Source organism: Acidovorax sp. GW101-3H11 (assembly GCF_001633105.1).
Taxonomy (GTDB): Bacteria; Pseudomonadota; Gammaproteobacteria; order Burkholderiales; family Burkholderiaceae_C; genus Acidovorax.
This window is the reverse complement of the sequence record NZ_LUKZ01000007.1, coordinates 14,865-32,109: the sequence shown is the minus strand read 5'-3', so window position 1 is coordinate 32,109 and position 17,245 is coordinate 14,865. Positions and strand designations below refer to the sequence as shown.

19 protein-coding genes are annotated in these 17,245 nt (G+C 66.1%); 5 read left to right on the top strand and 14 right to left on the bottom strand.

What is annotated here, in order from left to right; all coding sequences use genetic code 11:
- The first annotated feature begins 131 nt into the window (after positions 1 to 131).
- Positions 132 to 599 carry an ATP-binding protein gene (locus A1D30_RS05435; protein WP_082836335.1) on the top strand — a complete coding sequence of 156 codons (468 nt, stop codon included), beginning with the start codon at positions 132 to 134 and terminating at the stop codon, positions 597 to 599.
- A 272-nt stretch (positions 600 to 871) separates the two neighbouring features.
- Here the strand turns inward: A1D30_RS05435 and A1D30_RS05430 are convergent, their stop codons facing one another.
- The gene (locus tag A1D30_RS05430; protein WP_063459779.1) at positions 872 to 1,477 is read right to left on the bottom strand and encodes a YdeI/OmpD-associated family protein; all 606 of its coding nucleotides are present in this window, start codon (positions 1,475 to 1,477) and stop codon (positions 872 to 874) included.
- Positions 1,478 to 1,536: 59 nt separating this feature from the next.
- Positions 1,537 to 2,361 (bottom strand): sigma-70 family RNA polymerase sigma factor, encoded by an 825-nt coding sequence (locus tag A1D30_RS05425; protein ID WP_063459778.1) that lies wholly within the window; start codon positions 2,359 to 2,361, stop codon positions 1,537 to 1,539.
- Positions 2,362 to 2,517: 156 nt separating this feature from the next.
- Between A1D30_RS05425 and A1D30_RS05420 the strand changes: the two genes are divergently transcribed.
- The 3 genes from A1D30_RS05420 (at position 2,518) to A1D30_RS05410 (ending at position 4,979) form a co-directional block, all read left to right on the top strand.
- Entirely contained in the window at positions 2,518 to 2,868 is a 351-nt protein-coding gene (locus A1D30_RS05420; RefSeq protein WP_063459777.1) for a FlxA-like family protein, read from the top strand.
- Positions 2,869 to 2,991: 123 nt separating this feature from the next.
- Positions 2,992 to 4,311, top strand: coding sequence for a flavin-dependent oxidoreductase (locus tag A1D30_RS05415; protein WP_063459782.1), 1,320 nt, complete (start codon positions 2,992 to 2,994; stop codon positions 4,309 to 4,311).
- 68 nt (positions 4,312 to 4,379) lie between these two features.
- Positions 4,380 to 4,979, top strand: coding sequence for an ATP-dependent Clp protease proteolytic subunit (locus A1D30_RS05410; protein ID WP_063459776.1), 600 nt, complete (start codon positions 4,380 to 4,382; stop codon positions 4,977 to 4,979).
- Positions 4,980 to 5,059: 80 nt separating this feature from the next.
- On the opposite strand, the gene A1D30_RS05405 is transcribed toward A1D30_RS05410, so the two are convergent.
- The 8 genes from A1D30_RS05405 to A1D30_RS05370 all read right to left on the bottom strand — a co-directional run bounded on the left by A1D30_RS05405 (position 5,060) and on the right by A1D30_RS05370 (position 12,135).
- Positions 5,060 to 6,013, bottom strand: a complete 954-nt coding sequence (locus A1D30_RS05405) for a Gfo/Idh/MocA family oxidoreductase (RefSeq protein WP_063459775.1) — start codon at positions 6,011 to 6,013, stop codon at positions 5,060 to 5,062.
- A 24-nt stretch (positions 6,014 to 6,037) separates the two neighbouring features.
- Positions 6,038 to 6,928, bottom strand: a complete 891-nt coding sequence (locus A1D30_RS05400; protein ID WP_063459774.1) for a class III extradiol dioxygenase subunit beta — start codon at positions 6,926 to 6,928, stop codon at positions 6,038 to 6,040.
- Between the two features lie 2 nt (positions 6,929 to 6,930).
- Positions 6,931 to 7,371 carry a protocatechuate 4,5-dioxygenase subunit alpha gene (gene ligA / locus A1D30_RS05395; RefSeq protein ID WP_063459773.1) on the bottom strand — a complete coding sequence of 147 codons (441 nt, stop codon included), beginning with the start codon at positions 7,369 to 7,371 and terminating at the stop codon, positions 6,931 to 6,933.
- A gap of 4 nt (positions 7,372 to 7,375) precedes the next feature.
- Positions 7,376 to 8,320: an amidohydrolase family protein gene (locus A1D30_RS05390; RefSeq protein ID WP_063459772.1), complete on the bottom strand. Its 945-nt coding sequence runs from the start codon at positions 8,318 to 8,320 to the stop codon at positions 7,376 to 7,378.
- A gap of 124 nt (positions 8,321 to 8,444) precedes the next feature.
- Positions 8,445 to 9,455, bottom strand: a complete 1,011-nt coding sequence (locus A1D30_RS05385) for a tripartite tricarboxylate transporter substrate binding protein (protein WP_063459771.1) — start codon at positions 9,453 to 9,455, stop codon at positions 8,445 to 8,447.
- An 88-nt stretch (positions 9,456 to 9,543) separates the two neighbouring features.
- Positions 9,544 to 10,227 (bottom strand): 4-carboxy-4-hydroxy-2-oxoadipate aldolase/oxaloacetate decarboxylase, encoded by a 684-nt coding sequence (ligK, locus tag A1D30_RS05380; RefSeq protein WP_063459770.1) that lies wholly within the window; start codon positions 10,225 to 10,227, stop codon positions 9,544 to 9,546.
- Positions 10,228 to 10,363: 136 nt separating this feature from the next.
- The gene (locus tag A1D30_RS05375) at positions 10,364 to 11,398 is read right to left on the bottom strand and encodes an amidohydrolase family protein (protein ID WP_063459769.1); all 1,035 of its coding nucleotides are present in this window, start codon (positions 11,396 to 11,398) and stop codon (positions 10,364 to 10,366) included.
- Between the two features lie 35 nt (positions 11,399 to 11,433).
- The gene (locus tag A1D30_RS05370; protein WP_242421796.1) at positions 11,434 to 12,135 is read right to left on the bottom strand and encodes a substrate-binding domain-containing protein; all 702 of its coding nucleotides are present in this window, start codon (positions 12,133 to 12,135) and stop codon (positions 11,434 to 11,436) included.
- Positions 12,136 to 12,323: 188 nt separating this feature from the next.
- On the opposite strand from A1D30_RS05370, the gene A1D30_RS05365 reads away from it, so the two are divergent.
- A complete protein-coding gene (locus tag A1D30_RS05365) occupies positions 12,324 to 13,274 on the top strand; it encodes a LysR substrate-binding domain-containing protein (protein WP_063459767.1) in 951 nt (316 codons plus the stop codon).
- Between the two features lie 144 nt (positions 13,275 to 13,418).
- Here A1D30_RS05365 and A1D30_RS05360 read toward each other — a convergent pair whose 3' ends face one another.
- The 4 genes from A1D30_RS05360 to A1D30_RS05345 are packed head-to-tail and all read right to left on the bottom strand — an operon-like array spanning position 13,419 to position 17,161.
- Positions 13,419 to 14,357: a DUF1932 domain-containing protein gene (locus A1D30_RS05360; protein ID WP_063459766.1), complete on the bottom strand. Its 939-nt coding sequence runs from the start codon at positions 14,355 to 14,357 to the stop codon at positions 13,419 to 13,421.
- Between the two features lie 18 nt (positions 14,358 to 14,375).
- Entirely contained in the window at positions 14,376 to 15,320 is a 945-nt protein-coding gene (locus A1D30_RS05355) for a tripartite tricarboxylate transporter substrate-binding protein (RefSeq protein WP_242421798.1), read from the bottom strand.
- Positions 15,321 to 15,362: 42 nt separating this feature from the next.
- The gene (locus tag A1D30_RS05350; protein ID WP_063459764.1) at positions 15,363 to 16,682 is read right to left on the bottom strand and encodes a TRAP transporter large permease; all 1,320 of its coding nucleotides are present in this window, start codon (positions 16,680 to 16,682) and stop codon (positions 15,363 to 15,365) included.
- On the bottom strand, positions 16,679 to 17,161 hold the full coding sequence (locus tag A1D30_RS05345) for a TRAP transporter small permease (protein ID WP_063459763.1): 483 nt from the start codon (positions 17,159 to 17,161) through the stop codon (positions 16,679 to 16,681). Before A1D30_RS05345 ends, A1D30_RS05350 begins: the two co-directional genes overlap by 4 nt.
- Between the last annotated feature and the right edge of the window lie 84 nt (positions 17,162 to 17,245).

Genomic DNA, 17,245 nt, shown 5'->3' with positions numbered 1-17,245 from the left:
GGCTGGCCGACCTGACCGGGCAGAAGGTTCTTGATGCGTTCCCATTGAGCATCAAGTAGGGCGTATCTTTTACTCACGGCCACCACATGGGGCTGCAGCAGGCTCTTTCAACCATGTAGGGGCTTTGATTGATGACACGCCCTAGTAACCCGGGCGCCACATTGGTGCTGCCCGATCGCATGATCGACCTACCTCCACGCTCGCGCAATGAGGCACTGGCCTCGCTGATGCGTCGCATGCGCATGTGCGAAGAACAAGGCAGCGGGCTGGACAAGGTGGTACAGGCCTGCGAGGTATTTCAGTTGCCGGCCCCGCTATTCCGGACGGAGGGCGACGCAACGCAGGCTGTGCTTTACGGGCCACGCAGTTTTGCCGAGATGACGCAGGACGAGCGGATGCGCGCTTGCTATTTCCATGCGGTACTGAAATTCCTCAGTGGTGACAAAATGAAGAATGCCAGCCTGTGCTCCCGATTGGGCATTGCCACAAAAAACGCAGCCCAAGCGACTGCAGTGATCAATCGAGCGCTGGACGCAGGCCTGATCCGGGTGGCAGATCCGGATCACCCCAGAGCAGGTTATGTTCCGCATTGGGCTTGAAGCTTCTTGATCGGGTTTTGATCTATCCGGACAAGCGAACCACACAAGAGCACACGATTTCTTATAAATCAATAACTTACAGGAATTTTCGGAAGTTATTTTTCTTGATCGGGTTTTGATTTAACCGCTGCGCCCATCGCATAAGCAAGGTTGCACCCGGCACAAAGCGTATAGAGCCGCGCCCGGCCAAGCAAAGCCGTTGAGCGTGCTGCCCACGTTGGCAAGCGAGGCAATCGACCGGGTGAGTCGAGCTTGTGGGTATGGCTTGGGGGCTAGCCCCGCAGCGGAGGCCGTTTCGCCCACAGTTCAATGCGCTCGCCCGCAGCGCAGGCAGCCACCAGCTCCGCAAACCGTGCCTCCCGGGTCGCATCGCGCTTGGCGGATGTGACCCAGTGCAGCATGCTCTTGCGGTAGCTGGGCGGCGTGGATTCCTGAAAGAACCGCCACGCGGTCTTGTTGCGCTGGAACGCGCGCTGCAGTGCCACCGGCAGCTCGGCCACCCCCGCCTGCTCGTGCGAGTAGATGGCCGACTTGCCTGCTTTGCGGTGTGCGAAGGCCGCGAGCCCCGCAGGCGTCATGCGGCCTGCCGCCTGCAACTGCTCCATCTTCGCGATGTTGACCGCGCTCCAGATCGACGACGGCTTGCGCGGGGTGAAGCGGATCGAATACATGTGCTCGTCGATGCGCCGCCGGATGCCATCGATCCAGCCAAAGCACAGGGCTTCGTCCACCGACTCCGACCAGCCCATGCTGGGGCGGCCCGAACCCACTTTGTAGAAGCCCACCAGCAGCTCTGGCGCGCTGGCGGCATGGCGCTCCAGCCACTGGCGGAACGCCTGTGGCGTGGCAAAGAAGGTGGGCGCGGGCGGCTGGGTCATGGTGCGGCAAACGTCCTTCCGTCTGGCCTTCTTTCTGCCGACTGCAGCTGGCACACAGGTCAGGCCACCATGGCGTCGTGCACTGGCTCGGCACGTGGCCCCAGCGGCACCACGCACAGCGTTACACCATCGAGCGTGAGCACCAGCCCCAACTGTCCACCCACCTGCACCACTCCACCCACCGTGGCCGGTGCGCGCGAGGCATGGGGTGGCACGGGTTGCGCGGAACCCTGCGCAGCCAGCGCACTGATGGGCGGCTGGCGCAGCAGCGCCCAGAGTGCTTGTGGGTCCCGCGATTGCAGCGACTGCAGGTACAGGCGAAGCACCGCAGGGTCGGCGTCCTTGGGTTCATCGCGCCCATCGCCATGGCGGGCGTCGTCGCCTTCCCGAGCCTGCCGCAGGCGCTGCAACGCGCGGCGCAACTGCTGGCGGCTGGCCGCTTCAGACCGGCCACTGGCCTGCGCCAGCTCCACGTGGCTGGCCTCAAACACCGCATGCAGCAGCACCGCAGCACCCTCGGCGGGCGTCACACACACCGCCAACCGCCGCAGCGCCAGCGTGGCCTGCTGCGCCAGCGCGGCATCGGCCTCAGCCGAAGCTGCAACCGAACCGGCGACATCGCCCTGCGCGGTCTGCGCCACTTCGGTCAGCCATTGCGACATCCACTGGCGCCGCCGCAACCGGTCGATGGCCAGGTTGCGCACCACCGTCAGCAGCCATGCCTGGGCGGCGTTGAGCGCAGGGGTCTGGGCCTCCAGCGCACGCACATAGGCGTCCTGCACGGCGTCTTCGGCATCGGCCGGGCCCAGCAGGCGCGTGGCGGCGCGGACCAGTGCGCTGCGGCTGGCATTCGCCAGCGCCAACAGGTGTTCATCGTTCTGCATCGGGGCATGGTGCCACAGGCTGAATCAAGCCGCACATCGGCAGGCAATGACTCGCAGAGTGTTCTCACTACCACCACCCCATGGGTTGACGGCGTTCAACAGCCCGCAGCGAGAGGGGTGTGGTCAACTTTCCCGGCGCCTTGCCGATAACCAGGGATGCAAATTGCCAGCACCACCGCCTCCACCGGCCAAACCTCCTCCAGTGGCAGCAGCGACATCGCCAAGCTGCAAAAGCAGTTGCGCGAGCTGACCGAGCAGCTCAAGGGCTTGGCCAGCTCCGACATGGATGCCAAGGCCAAACAACAGAAGGCCAAATTGCTGCAGGCCCAGATTCAGATGGTGCAAGCCCAGATCACGGCGATACAGCGCGCGCAACAGCAAGAGCAGCAACGGGCCCAGACGGTGAAGGCCGAAGGCGCAGCGGCCAGTGCCGCGCAGCAGCAGAAGGCCCCATCGGCAAAGAATCCACCTGCTGGGCTCGGCAACAACGTCGATACCTACGCCTGACAAAAACGGCTTTCTAAACGGGTGCACCCCACCCGCAGCACCCGCCCCGGCATGCGCCCAGCGCCGCATTGGCCTGCGGCGTGCGCGACAAGCTCCACGCGCCGTTGCATGGACAATCCCGGCATGTCTGGCGCACCTACTACCACTTCACCCCCCTCTTCCGCCCGCCCTGTTTTGATCGCCGGTGGCGGCATCGGTGGCATGGCCACTGCCCTCACCCTGCACCAGATCGGCGTGCCCTGCATCGTCTTTGAATCGGTGCCTGAGCTGCAGCCGCTGGGCGTGGGCATCAACCTGCAGCCCAATGCCGTGCGGGAGCTGCACGACCTGGGGTTTGGCAACGAGGTGCTGGACACCATTGGCCTGCAGGCACGCGAATGGGCGCTGGTGGGCCGCAACGGCAACGAGGTGTATGCCGAACCGCGTGGCCTGGAGGCGGGCTACCACTGGCCGCAGTATTCGGTGCACCGGGGGCAGCTGCAGATGATGCTGTTCAACGCCGTGAAAGAGCGCCTGGGCGACGATGCCGTGCAACTGGGGCAGCGCGTGGTGGGCTACCGGCAGGACGCTGAAGGCGTAACGGCAATCATCGAGACGCGCGATGGCGAGCGGCGCGAAGTGGCAGGCTCACTGCTGATTGCGGCCGATGGCCTGCACTCGGCCGTGCGGGCGCAGATGCACCCCACGCAGCCGCCCATCCAGTGGGGCGGCGCCATCATGTGGCGCGGCACCACGCCGGGGGTGCCGGTGCGCACGGGCGCGTCGTTTGTGGGCGTGGGCTCGCTGCGGCACCGCGTGGTGTTCTACCCCATCACGCCGCCCGACCCGGTTACGGGCCTGGCCACCATCAACTGGATCGCCGAGATCACGGTGGACAACCAGGGCGGCTGGCAGCAGGGCGACTGGAACCGGCGTGTGGCGCTGGAGGAGTTCGCTCACCACTTTGAGGGCTGGAACTACAGCTGGCTCGACGTGCCCGCCATGCTGCGCGGCGCCAAGGACATTTTTGAATACCCCATGATCGACCGCGACCCGGTGCCCACCTGGGTGGACGGCCGCGTGGCGCTGCTGGGCGACGCGGCGCATGTGATGTACCCCGTGGGCTCCAACGGTGCCAGCCAGGCCATCGTGGATGCGCGCGTGCTCGGCGCGCAGCTGGTTGCGCAGGGCGTGGCCCCGCAGGCGCTGCGCGCCTACGACGACCAGCTGTGCAAGGACATTTCGGCGCTGGTGCTGCGCAACCGGGGCTCCGGCCCGTTTGGCCTGCTGGGGCTGGTGGACGAGCGCTGCGGCGGGGTGTTCGACCACATTGACGACGTGCTGCCGCGCGAGGAGCGCGAAGGCTTCATGGCCCGCTACAAGGCGGCGGCGGGGTTTGCGATCGAGACGCTGAACGCGGCACCGCCCACCATCGCGCCGGGTCAGCGCGTAGCCGCAGGCTGAGGGCTGTCACGCCCGGCGTGTCTCGTTCGTCATGGCAGTCCTGTCACTCTTTTCAAGGACCTGCCCCCATGGACACGCCAAACACCAACACCCCACCTGCCACCCCAGGCTCCGAGCCGCGCACGTCGTACCTGGAGGAAAAGGCCTTCAAGGCCCGCACGCTGCTGGTCTTCGGCACCATCACCGACACGCTGGCCGCCGATGTGGCGCGGCGGTTGATTGCGCTGGACGCCGAGAGCGCCGAGCCCATCGACATGCTGGTGAGTTCGCCCGGCGGGCACCTGGAGTCGGGCGACACGATGCACGACCTGGTGCGCTTCATCGCTGCGCCGGTGAACATGATCGGCACTGGCTGGGTGGGCAGCGCGGCCACGCACCTGTATCTGGCGGCGCCACGCGAGCGGCGGTTCTGCCTGCCCAACACACGCTTTTTGATCCACCAGCCCAGCGGCGGCGCGGGTGGCCCGGCCAGCGACATCGCCATCCAGGCGCGTGAGATTGTGAAAGCCCGCGAGCGCATTGCACGCACCATTTCCCGGCAGACGGGCAAGCCGCTGGAGGTGGTGCTGGCCGACATCGAACGCGACCATTGGCTGTCTGCCGAAGAGGCGGTGGCCTACGGCCTGGTCTCGCGCATCATCGAGAACAAGGCCGCGTTGAGGGCGTGACGCTGTTTTATCAATCAGCTATCAAATTAATAGCTTAAAACGCTTGATAGACAGGCGGTACCGGCCGATTTTTCTTGAAATCAGCCAGCGTTGAGCTGCAGTTCCAGGTTGTGCAGCACCTGGTAGCACGGCAGCACCTGCGCCACGCTGGCGTTGGGCTCGCGGCCTTCCTTGATGGCGGCGAAGAACTCGCGGTCCTGCAGCTCGATGCCGTTCATGCTCACATCCACCTTGCTCACATCGATCTTCTCTTCCTTGCCATTGAACAGGTCGTCGTAGCGCGCGATGTACGTGGCCGAGTCGCCGATGTAGCGGAAGAAGGTGCCCAGCGGGCCGTCGTTGTTGAAGCTGAGCGACAGCGTGCAGATGGCACCGTTGGCGGCCTGGAGCTGGATGCTCATGTCCATGGCAATGCCCAGGTCCTTGTGGATGGGGCCCTGGATGGCGTTGGCCTTCACGATGGGGCTGCCCGCCTGGTAGGCGAACAGGTCCACGGTGTGCGCGGCGTGGTGCCACAGCAGGTGGTCCGTCCAGCTGCGGGCCTGGCCCAGCGCGTTCATGTTGGTGCGGCGGAAGAAGTAGGTCTGCACATCCATCTGCTGGATGTTGAACTCGCCTGCGGTGATCTTCTGGTGCACGTACTGGTGGCTGGGGTTGAAGCGGCGGGTGTGTCCACACATGGCCACCAGGCCCGTCTGCTTTTGCAGGGCGATGACTTTCTCGCCATCGGCCAGCACGTCGCACAGCGGGATCTCCACCTGCACATGCTTGCCCGCTTCCAGGCAGGCGAGGGTCTGGCTGGCGTGCATCTGCGTGGGCGTGCACAGGATCACGGCGTCCACTTCCTTGATCGCCAGGCTGTCGGCCAAATCGGTGGTCACGTGTTTGATGCCGTACTTGTCGGCCACTTCCAGGGTCTTGGCCAGGTCACGGCTGATGAGGGAGACGACTTCGACGCCGTCAATGTTTTGGATGCCGTCCAGGTGCTTGATGCCGAAGGCGCCAGCGCCTGCGAGTGCGACTTTGATGGTCATGGTGTGTGTCCTTTGGCGTGCTTTTTAGGTGTTCTCAAGAATCAGGTGGCCCACGGCGGTGTTGGACGCGGGCACATGGTAGAAGCGGTGCGCCAGCTTCGGGGGGTTGCCGCCGGCCACATCCGCCGTTGCGGCGCGCGCAACATCGGACATCGCGCCACGCGCGATGAGCCACATCACCAGCTCGATGCCTTCGCTGCCCGCCTCGCGCACATAGTCGATGTGCGGGATGCTCGCAGCGGCCTCGGGGTCGGCGATGAGCTTGTCGAGGAAGGCGTTGTCGAATTCCTTGTTGATGAGGCCTGCGCGCGGGCCCTGCAGCTGGTGGCTCATGCCACCCGTGCCCCAGATATGCACGTTGATGTCTTCGTCGTAGCTCTCCACCGCCTTGCGGATGGCCTGGCCCAGGTTGTAGCAGCGGCGGCCGCTGGGCACGGGGTACTGCACCACGTTGACCGCGAAGGGGATCACCGGGCAGGGCCAGGCGCCCTTCACGGGGTCCTGCTCGCCAAACATCAGCGACAGCGGAACGGTGAGGCCATGGTCCACGGCCATCTTGTTGACGATGGTGAGGTCAAAGTCCTGCTGGATGACCGACTGCGCAATGTGCGCGGCCAGGTCAGGATGACCAATGACCATGGGCACGGGGCGCGGGCCAAAACCTTCGTCGGCCACTTCGTACTCGGCGGCGGTGCCGATGGCAAACGTGGGAATCAGGTCCAGGCTGAAGGCCGTGGCGTGGTCGTTGTAGACCAGGAAGATCACATCGGGCTTGTGGTCCTTGACCCATTGCTTGCCAAACTCGTAGCCCGCGAACACGGGCTTCCAGTAGTCCTCATGGGTCTTGCCCAGGTCCATGGCGGCGCCAATGGCAGGCACATGCGAGGTGAACACGGAGGCGGTGATTTTGGCCATCGTCAGATTCCTTTCTTGCCCGCGCTACCCTGGGGCTGGCGGTGCGCCTGCGCGTCGCCGTCTTCGCCGATCACGCGGTTGCCGTCGGCCGACCGGCCGCCCTTGATCATCATGTTGCGGTATTCCTCTTCGGTCATGCCGGTCATGCTGCCCGCCATCTGCTGAAAGCTCTTGCCGTCGGTGGAGCCGATCTTGGCCAGAAAGTAGATGTTGCCGCCCAGGCGGATGCACCAGTTCAAGTCGCGCGCCAGCACGGCCTTTTTCTGCTCTTCGGTCATCGCCCATTCGTCCAGGTAGGCGCGTTCGTTGGCCTTGAAGCGGACGCGGTTCTCGGCCTTCATCAGGCTCATGCAGAACTGGTTGAGCCAGTAGCCCTTGCGGCTTTGCTCGGCGTCGAAGATGGTCGTGCCGGGCACGTCGAGGTAGGGTTTATCGAGCGACATGGTGTCAGTCCTCCACGGTGACTTCTTCGGGCCAGTACAGGCGCATGGGGTTGTCCACCAGCAGCTTCTTTTGCAACTCCGGTGTCGTTGCAATGTGCGGGATGAAGTCCACCAGCAGGCCATCATCGGGCATGTGGTCCTTGAGGTTGGGGTGCGGCCAGTCGGTGCCCCACAGCACGCGGTCGGGGAACTCCTCGACCACCTTGCGGGCGAAAGGGATCACGTCGGTGTAGGCGTTCTGCTCGCCGTTCAGCGCCTTGGGGCCGGCCACAGAGAGGCGCTCGGGGCAGCTCACCTTGCTCCACACATTGGGGTGCTGGCGCATGAATTTGAGGAACAGCTCGAACTCGGGGCCGTCCACCGGCTTGTTCACATCGGGGCGGCCCATGTGGTCCACCACCACGGTGGTGGGCAGGGCGGTGAAGAAGTCCCACAGCTCGGGCAGGTCCACCGCCTCGAAGTAGATCACCACGTGCCAGCCCAGCTGGTGGATGCGCGCGGCGATCTCCATCAGCTCGTCCTTGGGCGTGAAGTCCACCAGGCGCTTGACGAAGTTGAAGCGCACGCCGCGCACACCGGCGTCGTGCATGGCCTGCAGCTCTTCATCGCTGACCGAGCGCTTGACGGTGGCCACGCCCCGCGCCTTGCCGCCCGAGTGCACCAGCGCATCGACCATGGCGCGGTTGTCTGCACCGTGGCAGGTGGCCTGCACGACCACGTTGCGCGCAAAACCCAGGTGGTCGCGCAGCGCGTACAGCTGGTGTTTGCTGGCATCGCAGGGCGTGTACTTGCGCTCTGGAGCGTAGGGGAACTCGGCCCCGGGGCCGAACACGTGGCAGTGCGCGTCCACGGCGCCTGCGTGCACCTGGAAGCGGGGCTTGCTGGGGCCGGTGTACCAGTCCAGCCAGCCGGGGGTCTTCTCAAAGGGGCCGGAAGTGGGTTTGCTCATATTTGAACCTTCATGGTTGAAAGACGCACTGCCTAGGCCAGTGCACCCGCAGAACCGGCTTTGCCGGGCTGCGGGGTGCGCCCCCTGGAGGGGGAGGCGCCGCAGGCGCTTCGGGGGGGAGCCATTAGTCCAGCGACACGTTGGCCTTGCGGATCACGTCGCCAAAACGCTGGCTCTCGTCCTTGACGAACTGGTTGAACTGGGCGCGCGTGGTGGGGAACTGCTCGTAGCCAAAGGTCTTGAACTTCTCGGCCACTTCGGGGCCGGTCAGGGCCTGTTCGATGTCCTTGCGGATCTTGTCGGCCACGGCGGCGGGCAGACCGGGCGGCACGGCAATGGCGTTCCAGCCGGTCACGGCAAAGTCCTTGGGGCCGCCGGATTCGGCCACGGTGGGCACGTCGGGGAACTCGGCCGAGCGCTGGGGCCCGGCAAATGCCACCAGGCGCAGCTTGCCCGCGCGGTACAGCGGGCCTGCGGTGGCGGCGCTGCCCAGTGCAAAGTCGATCTCGCCGGTGGAGACCGAGGTGTAGAGCTGCGTGGTCTCCTTGAAGATCACATGCTCCATCTGCGTGCCGGTGGCGGACTCGAACAGCTCAGAGCCCAGGTGCACCGGGTTGCCCACCGACCAGCTGCCGTAGTTGAGCTTGCCGGGGCGCGCCTTGGCGTCCGCCACGATGTCGCCCACGGTCTTGTACTTGCTGCCCGTGCCCACAGTGAAGAAGAAATGCGTCTTGAACAGCGGCAGCAGCGTGTCGAAGTCTTTGGCGGGGTCGTAGGGCAGCTTCTTGAACAGGCTGGGGTAGGCGGCCAGGTGCACGTTGTCCAGGATGAGCAGGTCGTGGCCGTCCTTGGCGCCGCGCTTCCAGGCGTCGATGGCGATGAAGCCGTTGCCGCCGGGGCGGTTCTCGACGATCACGCCCGTGCCCCAGGTGCGCGAGAGCTTGTCGGCCACCAGGCGGGCCACGCCGTCGGGGCCGCCGCCCACGGGGAAGGGGCTGATGATGCGCACCTGCTTGGTGGGGAACTGCTGCGCGGCAGCGGGTTGCACCAGCGCGCCCGCCACGGCGGCCACACCCAGGGCCAGGGCCAGCGTGCGGCGGATACGGAAAGAGGAAGCAGCAGAAGAAGAAGTCATGGGATCAAGGACAGAGAAAATCAAAATTGATAGCAATCAACGCAATATGGACGCGCGCAAACGGCCTGAAAATCTTGTAAAACCGGGTTCAGTCGATGTACTTGAGCCCCGCTGCCGCCAGCGGCTCGCGCATCTTGTACATGTCCAGGCCCAGCACGCCGCTGGCCAGCTTGGCGCGCTTCTCGCCTTCAAAGCTCTCGCGCTTTTGTGCGGCTTCGAGCGTCTGCACGGCGCGGGCGGCGGGCACACACACGATGCCGTCGTCGTCCGCCACGATCACGTCACCGGGCGTAACGATCTGGCCCGCACACACCACGGGGATGTTGACCGAGCCGATGGTGGCCTTGATGCAGCCCTTGCTGGAGATGCACTTGCTCCACACCGGGAAGTTCATCTCGTTGAGCGTCTTCACATCGCGCACCCCGGCGTCGATGATGAGCGCCCGGGCACCACGCGCCTGGAAGGACGTGGCCAGCAGGTCGCCAAAGTAGCCATCGGTGCACTCGGCCGTGATGGCGGCCACCACAATGTCGCCGGGCTGGATCTGCTCAGCCGCCACGTGCAGCATCCAGTTGTCGCCCGGGTGCAGCAGCACGGTGACGGCCGTGCCGCTGACCTGCACACCGCTCTGGATGGGGCGCATAGTGGGCTTGAGCAGGCCCACGCGGCCCATGGCCTCGTGCACGGTGGCCGAGCCCAAAGCGCCAAGGCCGTCGGCGGCAACGCGGTCGGCGCGGGTGATGTTGCGGTAGACAACGCCTAGTTCGTACATGGTGGTCTCTCTTCAATTCTGGTGAGTGGTATCGGTTGTGAACCCGTGTGCGCCGAGCATCCCCATCCGTTCGGGCTGAGCTTGTCGAAGCCTTGCGCGGCGCTTCGACAGGCTCTGCGTGAACGGGTGCGGGGGATCACAGTCCCTTTGCCTTCAGGCGGGTGTCCAGGCGGGAGAACACACGGCGCGTGTTGGCTTCGTAGATCTGGTGCTTGTCTTCGGCACTCAGGATCGTGGACGCCTCGATGTAGCGCTTGGTGTCGTCGTAATAGTTGCCGGTGGTGGGGTCGATGCCACGCACCGCGCCGATCATTTCGCTGGCGAACAGCACGTTCTTCACCGGGATCACGGTGTTGAGCAGGTCGATGCCGGGCTGGTGGTACACGCAGGTGTCGAAGAACACGTTGTTCATCACATGGTCGTCCAGCAGCGGCTTCTTCATCTCTTGCGCCAGCCCACGGAACCGGCCCCAGTGGTAAGGCACCGCGCCGCCGCCGTGCGGGATCAGGAACTTGAGCGTGGGGAAGTCCTTGAACAAATCGCCCTGGATGAGCTGCATGAAGGCCGTGGTGTCGGCGTTCAGGTAGTGCGCGCCCGTGGTGTGGAAGCACGCGTTGCAGCTGGTGCTCACGTGGATCATGGCGGGCAGGTCGTACTCCACCATCTTTTCGTAGATGGGGTACCAGTGCTTGTCGGTCAGCGGGGGGCTGGTCCAGTGGCCGCCCGAGGGATCGGGGTTGAGGTTGATGCCCACGGCGCCGTATTCGTGCACGCACTTTTCCAGCTCGGGGATGCAGGTCGCGGGATCGACGCCAGGGCTTTGCGGCAGCATGGCCACGGGCACGAAATGGTCGGGGAACAGCGTGGAGACGCGAAAGCACAGCTCGTTGCAGATGGCCGCCCAGGTGCTGGACACGTTGAAGTCGCCAATGTGGTGGGCCATGAAGCTGGCGCGCGGGCTGAACAGCGTGATGTCGCTGCCGCGCTCCTTCATCAGCTTGAGCTGGTTGGTCTCGATGGACTCGCGCAGCTCGTCGTCGCTGATGTGCAGGTCGGCCACTTTGGGCATGGCGGACGGGTCTTTGATGCCGGCGATCTGCGCATTGCGCCAGTTCTCCAGCGCCTTGGGGGCCGTGGTGTAGTGGCCGTGGCAGTCGATGATGAGGCTCATTTTTGGGTGCTCCTGGAAGGTGTTCTTGTGATCGGTCAGGCGGGGGTCATGCCCTGTTTTTGCTTGGCTTCGGCGGCAGCGGGCGAGGCCAGGTAGGCCAGCAGCGAACGCGCTGCATCCGCCTGCTGCGAATGCACGCCGACGCCTGCGGAAAACGTGGTGGTGATCTGAATGGCCGGTGGCAGCGGGCCCACGATCTGGATGCCCTGCACATGCAGCAGCTCGCTCAGCTGCTGAAAGCCCAGCGCCACTTCGCCTTTGGCCACCAGCGAGCCCACGGGCACGCCAGGGGGCGCCTGCACCATGCGCGGGGCGATCTGCTCGGCAATGCCCCAGCGCTCAAACAGCTTGGCCAGCGCCACGCCGCTGGGGCCGGTGGACAGGCTGATGCTGGGCGCGGCCAGCACGGCACTGTGCACGGCGTCTTCGCTCGACAGGTCAGGCAGCGGTGCGCCCGCAGGCACGGCCACGGCCACGCCGGAGTGCACCCAGTCCACCTTGCTGCCGGGCAGCAAATGGCCTGCGGCCAAAAGCTTGTCGATGGCGTCGGAGGCGAGGATGACCACGTCGAACACCTCGCCTGCCGCCACGCGCTTGGCCGCGTCCACACCGCCCACCGATTCGATCTGCACCGTGCCCGCCTCGGCGGCGCTGGCGGCATAGGCCGCCGTCAAATCGGCCAGCACCTGGCGGGTGGCCATGGATGAGATGCCGCGAAGCAGCGTTGCGGTGGTCATGGGTGTTTGTCTCCTGGCGGGCTCTGCGCGGCCTCTTGAAGGGCCGCAGGGAAAGCCGCAATGGGGCTTTCTGTGGCCTCGATTGTGGAGAGCGCGGCTGCATTCATGAAGTCGGCACCCGCACTACCAGCTATATCATTCCGTGATTGATGACCCACAGCTATTGCAAATAGCAGAGAGCCTTGCCCATGGACCTCAAGCAGATCGAATACTTTGTGCGGGTGGCCGAGCTGGGCAGCTTCACGCGCGCCTCGGTGGTGCTGGACATCGCCCAGCCCGCATTGAGCCGCCAGGTGCGCCTGCTGGAGGTGGAGCTGCGCCAGAACCTGCTGGTGCGCAACGGCCGGGGCGCCACCCCCACCGAGGCGGGCAAGCTGCTGCTGGAGCATGGGCGCGGCATCCTGCACCAGGTGGAGCGTGCGCGCGAGGAGCTGGGCCGCGTGCGTGGCGCGCTCGCCGGGCGTGTGGCCATTGGCCTGCCGCCCAGCATTGCCAAGGTACTGACGGTGCCGCTGACGCGCGCCTTCCGCGTGAAGATGCCCGACGCGGCGCTGGCCATCAGCGAGGGGCTGTCGGTGGCCATGCGCGAGTCGCTGACCACCGGGCTGCTCGACATCGCGCTGCTCTACAACACGCCGCCTGCGCCGGGCATCGAGATCACGGCGCTGCTGGAGGAAGACCTGTTCCTGGTGCAGCGGCGTGGTGGCGCACAGGCCGGTGCCGAGGCCGACGCCAGCACCCCGCTGCCCCTGGGCGATCTGCCCCGGTACCCGCTGGTGATCCCCACACGCCCCAACTCGATCCGCATGCTGGTGGAGTCAGAACTGGCCACGCGCGGCAAGCGCCCGCAGATCAGCCTGGAGATCGACGGCGTGGCCGCCATCCTGGACCTGGTGGCCGACGGCGCGGGCTGCGCCGTGCTGCCCATGAACGCCGTCACCACCTCGGGCAAGCCCGAGGTGTTCAGCACCCGGCCCATCCACGGCGCGAGCAGCGATGACGGAAGCGACGATGGCGCCCGCCTGCGCAGCAAGCTCTCTCTGGCCGTGAGTTCGCAGCGCCCGGCCACGCTCACGCAGCAGGCGATGGCGGAGTTGATTCGCACGACCCTGATGGCGCTGTACAAGACGCCGGGTTGAGTTGCAGCTTGGGCCCACGCAGCCCCACCCGTTCGGGCTGAGCTCGTCGAAGCCTGGTGCAGCGCTTCGACAGGCTCAGCGTGAACGGTCGGAGGCAAGCGCCGCAAGAAACGAAACGGCCGCCGCGCGCCACCAGCTTTCGAGTCAATCGTTAGGAGGTTCCTTGCGCACGCTGCCCAACACCCGGTCCGCATAGTCCTGCCAGCGCGCATCTGGGGGCAGGTCCGCAAACACCCCGGCGCGCGCCAGGTCGGCCACCCACTGCTGCTTGTCGGCAATGGCCGAGGTCATCAGCGGCGCCATGCCCGCCTCGCCCACGGTGCGGGCCGACTCGCGCATCTCTTCGGCGCGGCGCTGGCCGTGTTGCACCACGCGGCTGAAGAAGTAGCGGCCCTGCTGGTGCCAGTCGATGGACGGAAAAGTTTCGGCCAGCGTGGGCAGCACATGGTCTTCCACGCCGTAGTGGCGGGCGGTGGCGTAGCTCTCGATGACCAGGGCTTCGAGGCCTTTGATCATCACGCTGCGGCACATCTTGATGGCGCTGGCCACGCCCAGGCGGTCGCTGACCGGTGTGGCGTCCATGCCCCAGGCCTGCAGTGCAGGTGCCAGCGCAGCCGCGTGGGGGCCGCCCAGCAGCATGGGCACGGCCATGCCATAGGGCGGCACCGAGGTCATCACGCCCGCCTCCACATACCGCCCGCCGCGCGCCTCGATGCATTGCGCGGCCTGCTGCTTGGTGCCGGGCGAGGCGGAGTTGAGGTCCAGAAAAAACGCGCCCGGGACGATGTGCGGCGCCACCGCCTCGGCCACCGCCAGCGTGTTGCTGGCCGTGACGGCCGACACGATGAGTTGGCGCCCGGCGCACAGCGCGGCCACGCTGTCGGCCGCGCGCACGCCTGCGGCCTGTGCGTGGGCCAGCGGCTCGGAGCCCTTCGCGGGGTCGATGAACTTCAGATCCCACACCACCAGATCGCCCACACCCCGGGCGCGCAGGCCTGCCGCAAAGATGCGGCCCACCTCGCCGTAGCCAACGATGCCCAGACGGCGCATTGGGAGCGTGTCTTGCTTCTCTTCAGTCTGCATGGTGCGGTCGGTGTTCTGTCATTGCCTGGGGATGCCCGCGCGCTCGATCACGGCGCGCCAGCGTTCGATGTCGGACTTGAGCAGCGCGGCGGCCTGCTCGGGCGTAGAGGTTCGCGGCTCCACGTTGAGGGCGCGCAACTGCTGCTGCACCGCAGGCGTGGCCACGGAGGCCACCACCTCGCGCTGCAGGCGGTCCACCACGGCGCGCGGTGTGCGCGCAGGGGCAGCCAGCGCGTTCCACGATGCGGCCACAAAACCCTTCACACTCGACCCCACCGCCGTGGGCACATCGGGCAAGGCGGCAGACCGCTGCTCGCTGGCCACGGCCAGCACCCGCAGCGCACCCGCGCGCACCTGGGGCAGTGCGGGGCCGAGGATCTCCACACCCACATCCACCTGGCGCCCCCGCAGCGCGGTGATGAGCGCGGGCGTGCCGTTGAAGGGCACCACCTGCGCATCGATGGCCGCACTGCTTTTGAACAGCTCGGCCGCGAGGTGCTGGGTGCTGCCGGTGTTGATGCTGCCGATGTTGAGCTGCCCCGGATGGGCACGCGCGTGCGCCAGCAGCTGGCCCAGCGTGTGGTGCGGCGAATCGGCAGGCACCAGCACGGCGATGTCGAACACGCCCAGCGTGCTCACGGGCGTGAAGTCGGCCAGGGTGTCGTAGGGCAGCGCCTTGAACAGGCTGGCCGTGACGGCCGTGCCGTTGGACATGAGGAACAGGGTGTGCCCGTCGGGCTCGGCACGGGCCACGGCATCGGCCGCCACCACGCCACCCGCACCCGGGCGGTTGTCGATGACCACCGGCTGCCCCAGCCGCGCCGCCAGGCCGGTGGCCACAGCGCGTGCCGTGAGGTCGCCCACACCGCCCGCCGCAAACGGCACCACGATGCGCAGCGGCTTGGAAGGAAAGGTGGGCTGGGCCTGCAGTCCACCCCAGGGCGCCAGCCCTGCGGCGGCCAGGGCGCGGAGCGCGGTGCGGCGATCCAACGGCACCTCAGCCCCTCAGCCCACGAACTGCACCAGCCACAGCGAGATGGGCGGGAACAGCAGCAGCAGCGTGGTGCGCACCACATCGCTGGCCAGGAAGGGCATCACGCCCTTGTAACTCTCGGCAATCGGCACATCCTTGGCCATGCCGTTGACCACGTACACGTTCAACCCCACAGGTGGCGCGAGCAGACCAAAGCCCACGGTCATGAGCACCATGATGCCGAACCAGATGGCCGTGTGCTCCTGCGACATGCCGAAGTCCAGGCCCATGATCACCGGGAAGAAGATGGGGATGGTCAGCAGGATCATGGACAGCTCGTCCATCACCGCGCCCAGCACCACGTAGAAGATCAGGATGCCCGCCACCACCAGGTAGGGCGAGACGTTCCAGCCCTGGATCAGGCTGGCCAGCTGGCCGGGCACCTGCGTGAGCGCCAGCGCCGTGTTCATCATGTCGGCGCCGATGAAGATCATGAAGATCATGGCGCTGGCAGACGCGGTGGACAGGAAGCACTGCTTGACCTTCTCCAGCGTCAGCTCGCGCTTGAGCAGCGCCGCGACAAAGGTGCAGGCCACGCCCACGCCTGCCCCTTCGGTGGGGGTGAACAGGCCGCCGTAGATGCCGCCAAACACCACCAGGAACACGATGGCGATGGGCAGCACACCCATCAGGGCCTGCAGGGACATCTTGGGCAGGTCCACCGTATGGTCGGGCGCATGGCCCGGGCGGATGCGCACGTAGATCGCAATCGCGATCATGTAGCCCAGCATGGCGATGATGCCGGGGATGGTGGCCGCAGCGAACAGCTTGGCGATGTTTTGCTCGGTCAGGATGGCGTAGATCACCAGCGGCACCGAGGGCGGGATCAGGATGCCCAGCGTGCCGCCTGCCGCCAGTGTGCCGGTGGCCAGGCGGCCCGAGTAGCCATGCCGCTTCATCTCGGGCAGCGCCACCGAGGTGATGGTGGCGGCCGTGGCGATGGACGAGCCGCAGATCGCACCAAACGCCGCGCTGGCCCCCACGGCGGCCATGGCCAGCCCGCCCTTGAAGCGCGCCATGAGCACGCTGGCGAACTGGAACAGCGCCTTGGAGATGCCCCCCTGGGTGGCAAAGTTGCCCATGAGGATGAACAACGGGATCACCGACAGGTCGTAGCTTGCAAACCGTGCAAACGCCAGGCCATTGAGGTTGTTCAGAAACGGCGGCAGCCCCACCTGGTAGAGGTAGCCAAAGGCGCCGGCGGCAAACATCGCCGCCGCAATGGGCACACGCACCACCATGAGCGCCAGCATCACGCCAAAGATGCAGAGAGCGAGAAGCAGCGGGCTCATGCGACGCCCTCTTCTTCTTTCTGCGCCGGGCCGAAGACCTGCACCAGGGCAATCACCCCCGTCAGCAGCAGGGGCGGCACCATGGCGGCGTAGGTGATCCACTCGGGAAAGCCCAGCATCATGGTCGTGGTCATGGAGCTGCGGGCGCTGAGCCCGCCTGCGGCCGTGCGCCAGGCCAGCACGATGAACATGGCGGCCAGCAGCAGCGCGCCAAAGCGGTCCAGCCGCGCGTTGACGGCCGAAGAGGCCCGGGCGGTGAAAAAGTCCACGATGATGTTCTGGCGGCGCAACTGGCACCAGGGCATGAACAGCGCAATGGCCGCACCAGCGGCCACCGCCGTCAGTTCATAGTCGCCCAGCAGGGTCCAGCCCGTGGTGTTGCGGCCGATGAGACTGGCGCAGGTGATCAGCGTCACCCCCGTGAGAATGATCCCGGCCAGCACCGCGCAGGCCTGGGCGAGAAACGATAGGAACTTCAAGGCAGGGTCCTGTCAGAAAAATCAAACCGATCCGTCCCGGCGCCTGCCAGGGCGGATCGGCGTGCACAGGCGCCCCAGGCACGC

Excerpts from the sequence above, each read along its gene's own strand:
- A1D30_RS05435 (WP_082836335.1), top strand. The coding sequence starts at position 132 with ATGACACGCCCTAGTAACCCGGGCGCCACATTGGTGCTGCCCGATCGC.
- A1D30_RS05430 (WP_063459779.1), bottom strand. The coding sequence starts at position 1,477 with ATGACCCAGCCGCCCGCGCCCACCTTCTTTGCCACGCCACAGGCGTTC.
- A1D30_RS05425 (WP_063459778.1), bottom strand. The coding sequence starts at position 2,361 with ATGCAGAACGATGAACACCTGTTGGCGCTGGCGAATGCCAGCCGCAGC.
- A1D30_RS05420 (WP_063459777.1), top strand. The coding sequence starts at position 2,518 with ATGCAAATTGCCAGCACCACCGCCTCCACCGGCCAAACCTCCTCCAGT.
- A1D30_RS05415 (WP_063459782.1), top strand. The coding sequence starts at position 2,992 with ATGTCTGGCGCACCTACTACCACTTCACCCCCCTCTTCCGCCCGCCCT.
- A1D30_RS05410 (WP_063459776.1), top strand. The coding sequence starts at position 4,380 with ATGGACACGCCAAACACCAACACCCCACCTGCCACCCCAGGCTCCGAG.
- A1D30_RS05405 (WP_063459775.1), bottom strand. The coding sequence starts at position 6,013 with ATGACCATCAAAGTCGCACTCGCAGGCGCTGGCGCCTTCGGCATCAAG.
- A1D30_RS05400 (WP_063459774.1), bottom strand. The coding sequence starts at position 6,928 with ATGGCCAAAATCACCGCCTCCGTGTTCACCTCGCATGTGCCTGCCATT.
- ligA (WP_063459773.1), bottom strand. The coding sequence starts at position 7,371 with ATGTCGCTCGATAAACCCTACCTCGACGTGCCCGGCACGACCATCTTC.
- A1D30_RS05390 (WP_063459772.1), bottom strand. The coding sequence starts at position 8,320 with ATGAGCAAACCCACTTCCGGCCCCTTTGAGAAGACCCCCGGCTGGCTG.
- A1D30_RS05385 (WP_063459771.1), bottom strand. The coding sequence starts at position 9,455 with ATGACTTCTTCTTCTGCTGCTTCCTCTTTCCGTATCCGCCGCACGCTG.
- ligK (WP_063459770.1), bottom strand. The coding sequence starts at position 10,227 with ATGTACGAACTAGGCGTTGTCTACCGCAACATCACCCGCGCCGACCGC.
- A1D30_RS05375 (WP_063459769.1), bottom strand. The coding sequence starts at position 11,398 with ATGAGCCTCATCATCGACTGCCACGGCCACTACACCACGGCCCCCAAG.
- A1D30_RS05370 (WP_242421796.1), bottom strand. The coding sequence starts at position 12,135 with ATGACCACCGCAACGCTGCTTCGCGGCATCTCATCCATGGCCACCCGC.
- A1D30_RS05365 (WP_063459767.1), top strand. The coding sequence starts at position 12,324 with ATGGACCTCAAGCAGATCGAATACTTTGTGCGGGTGGCCGAGCTGGGC.
- A1D30_RS05360 (WP_063459766.1), bottom strand. The coding sequence starts at position 14,357 with ATGCAGACTGAAGAGAAGCAAGACACGCTCCCAATGCGCCGTCTGGGC.
- A1D30_RS05350 (WP_063459764.1), bottom strand. The coding sequence starts at position 16,682 with ATGAGCCCGCTGCTTCTCGCTCTCTGCATCTTTGGCGTGATGCTGGCG.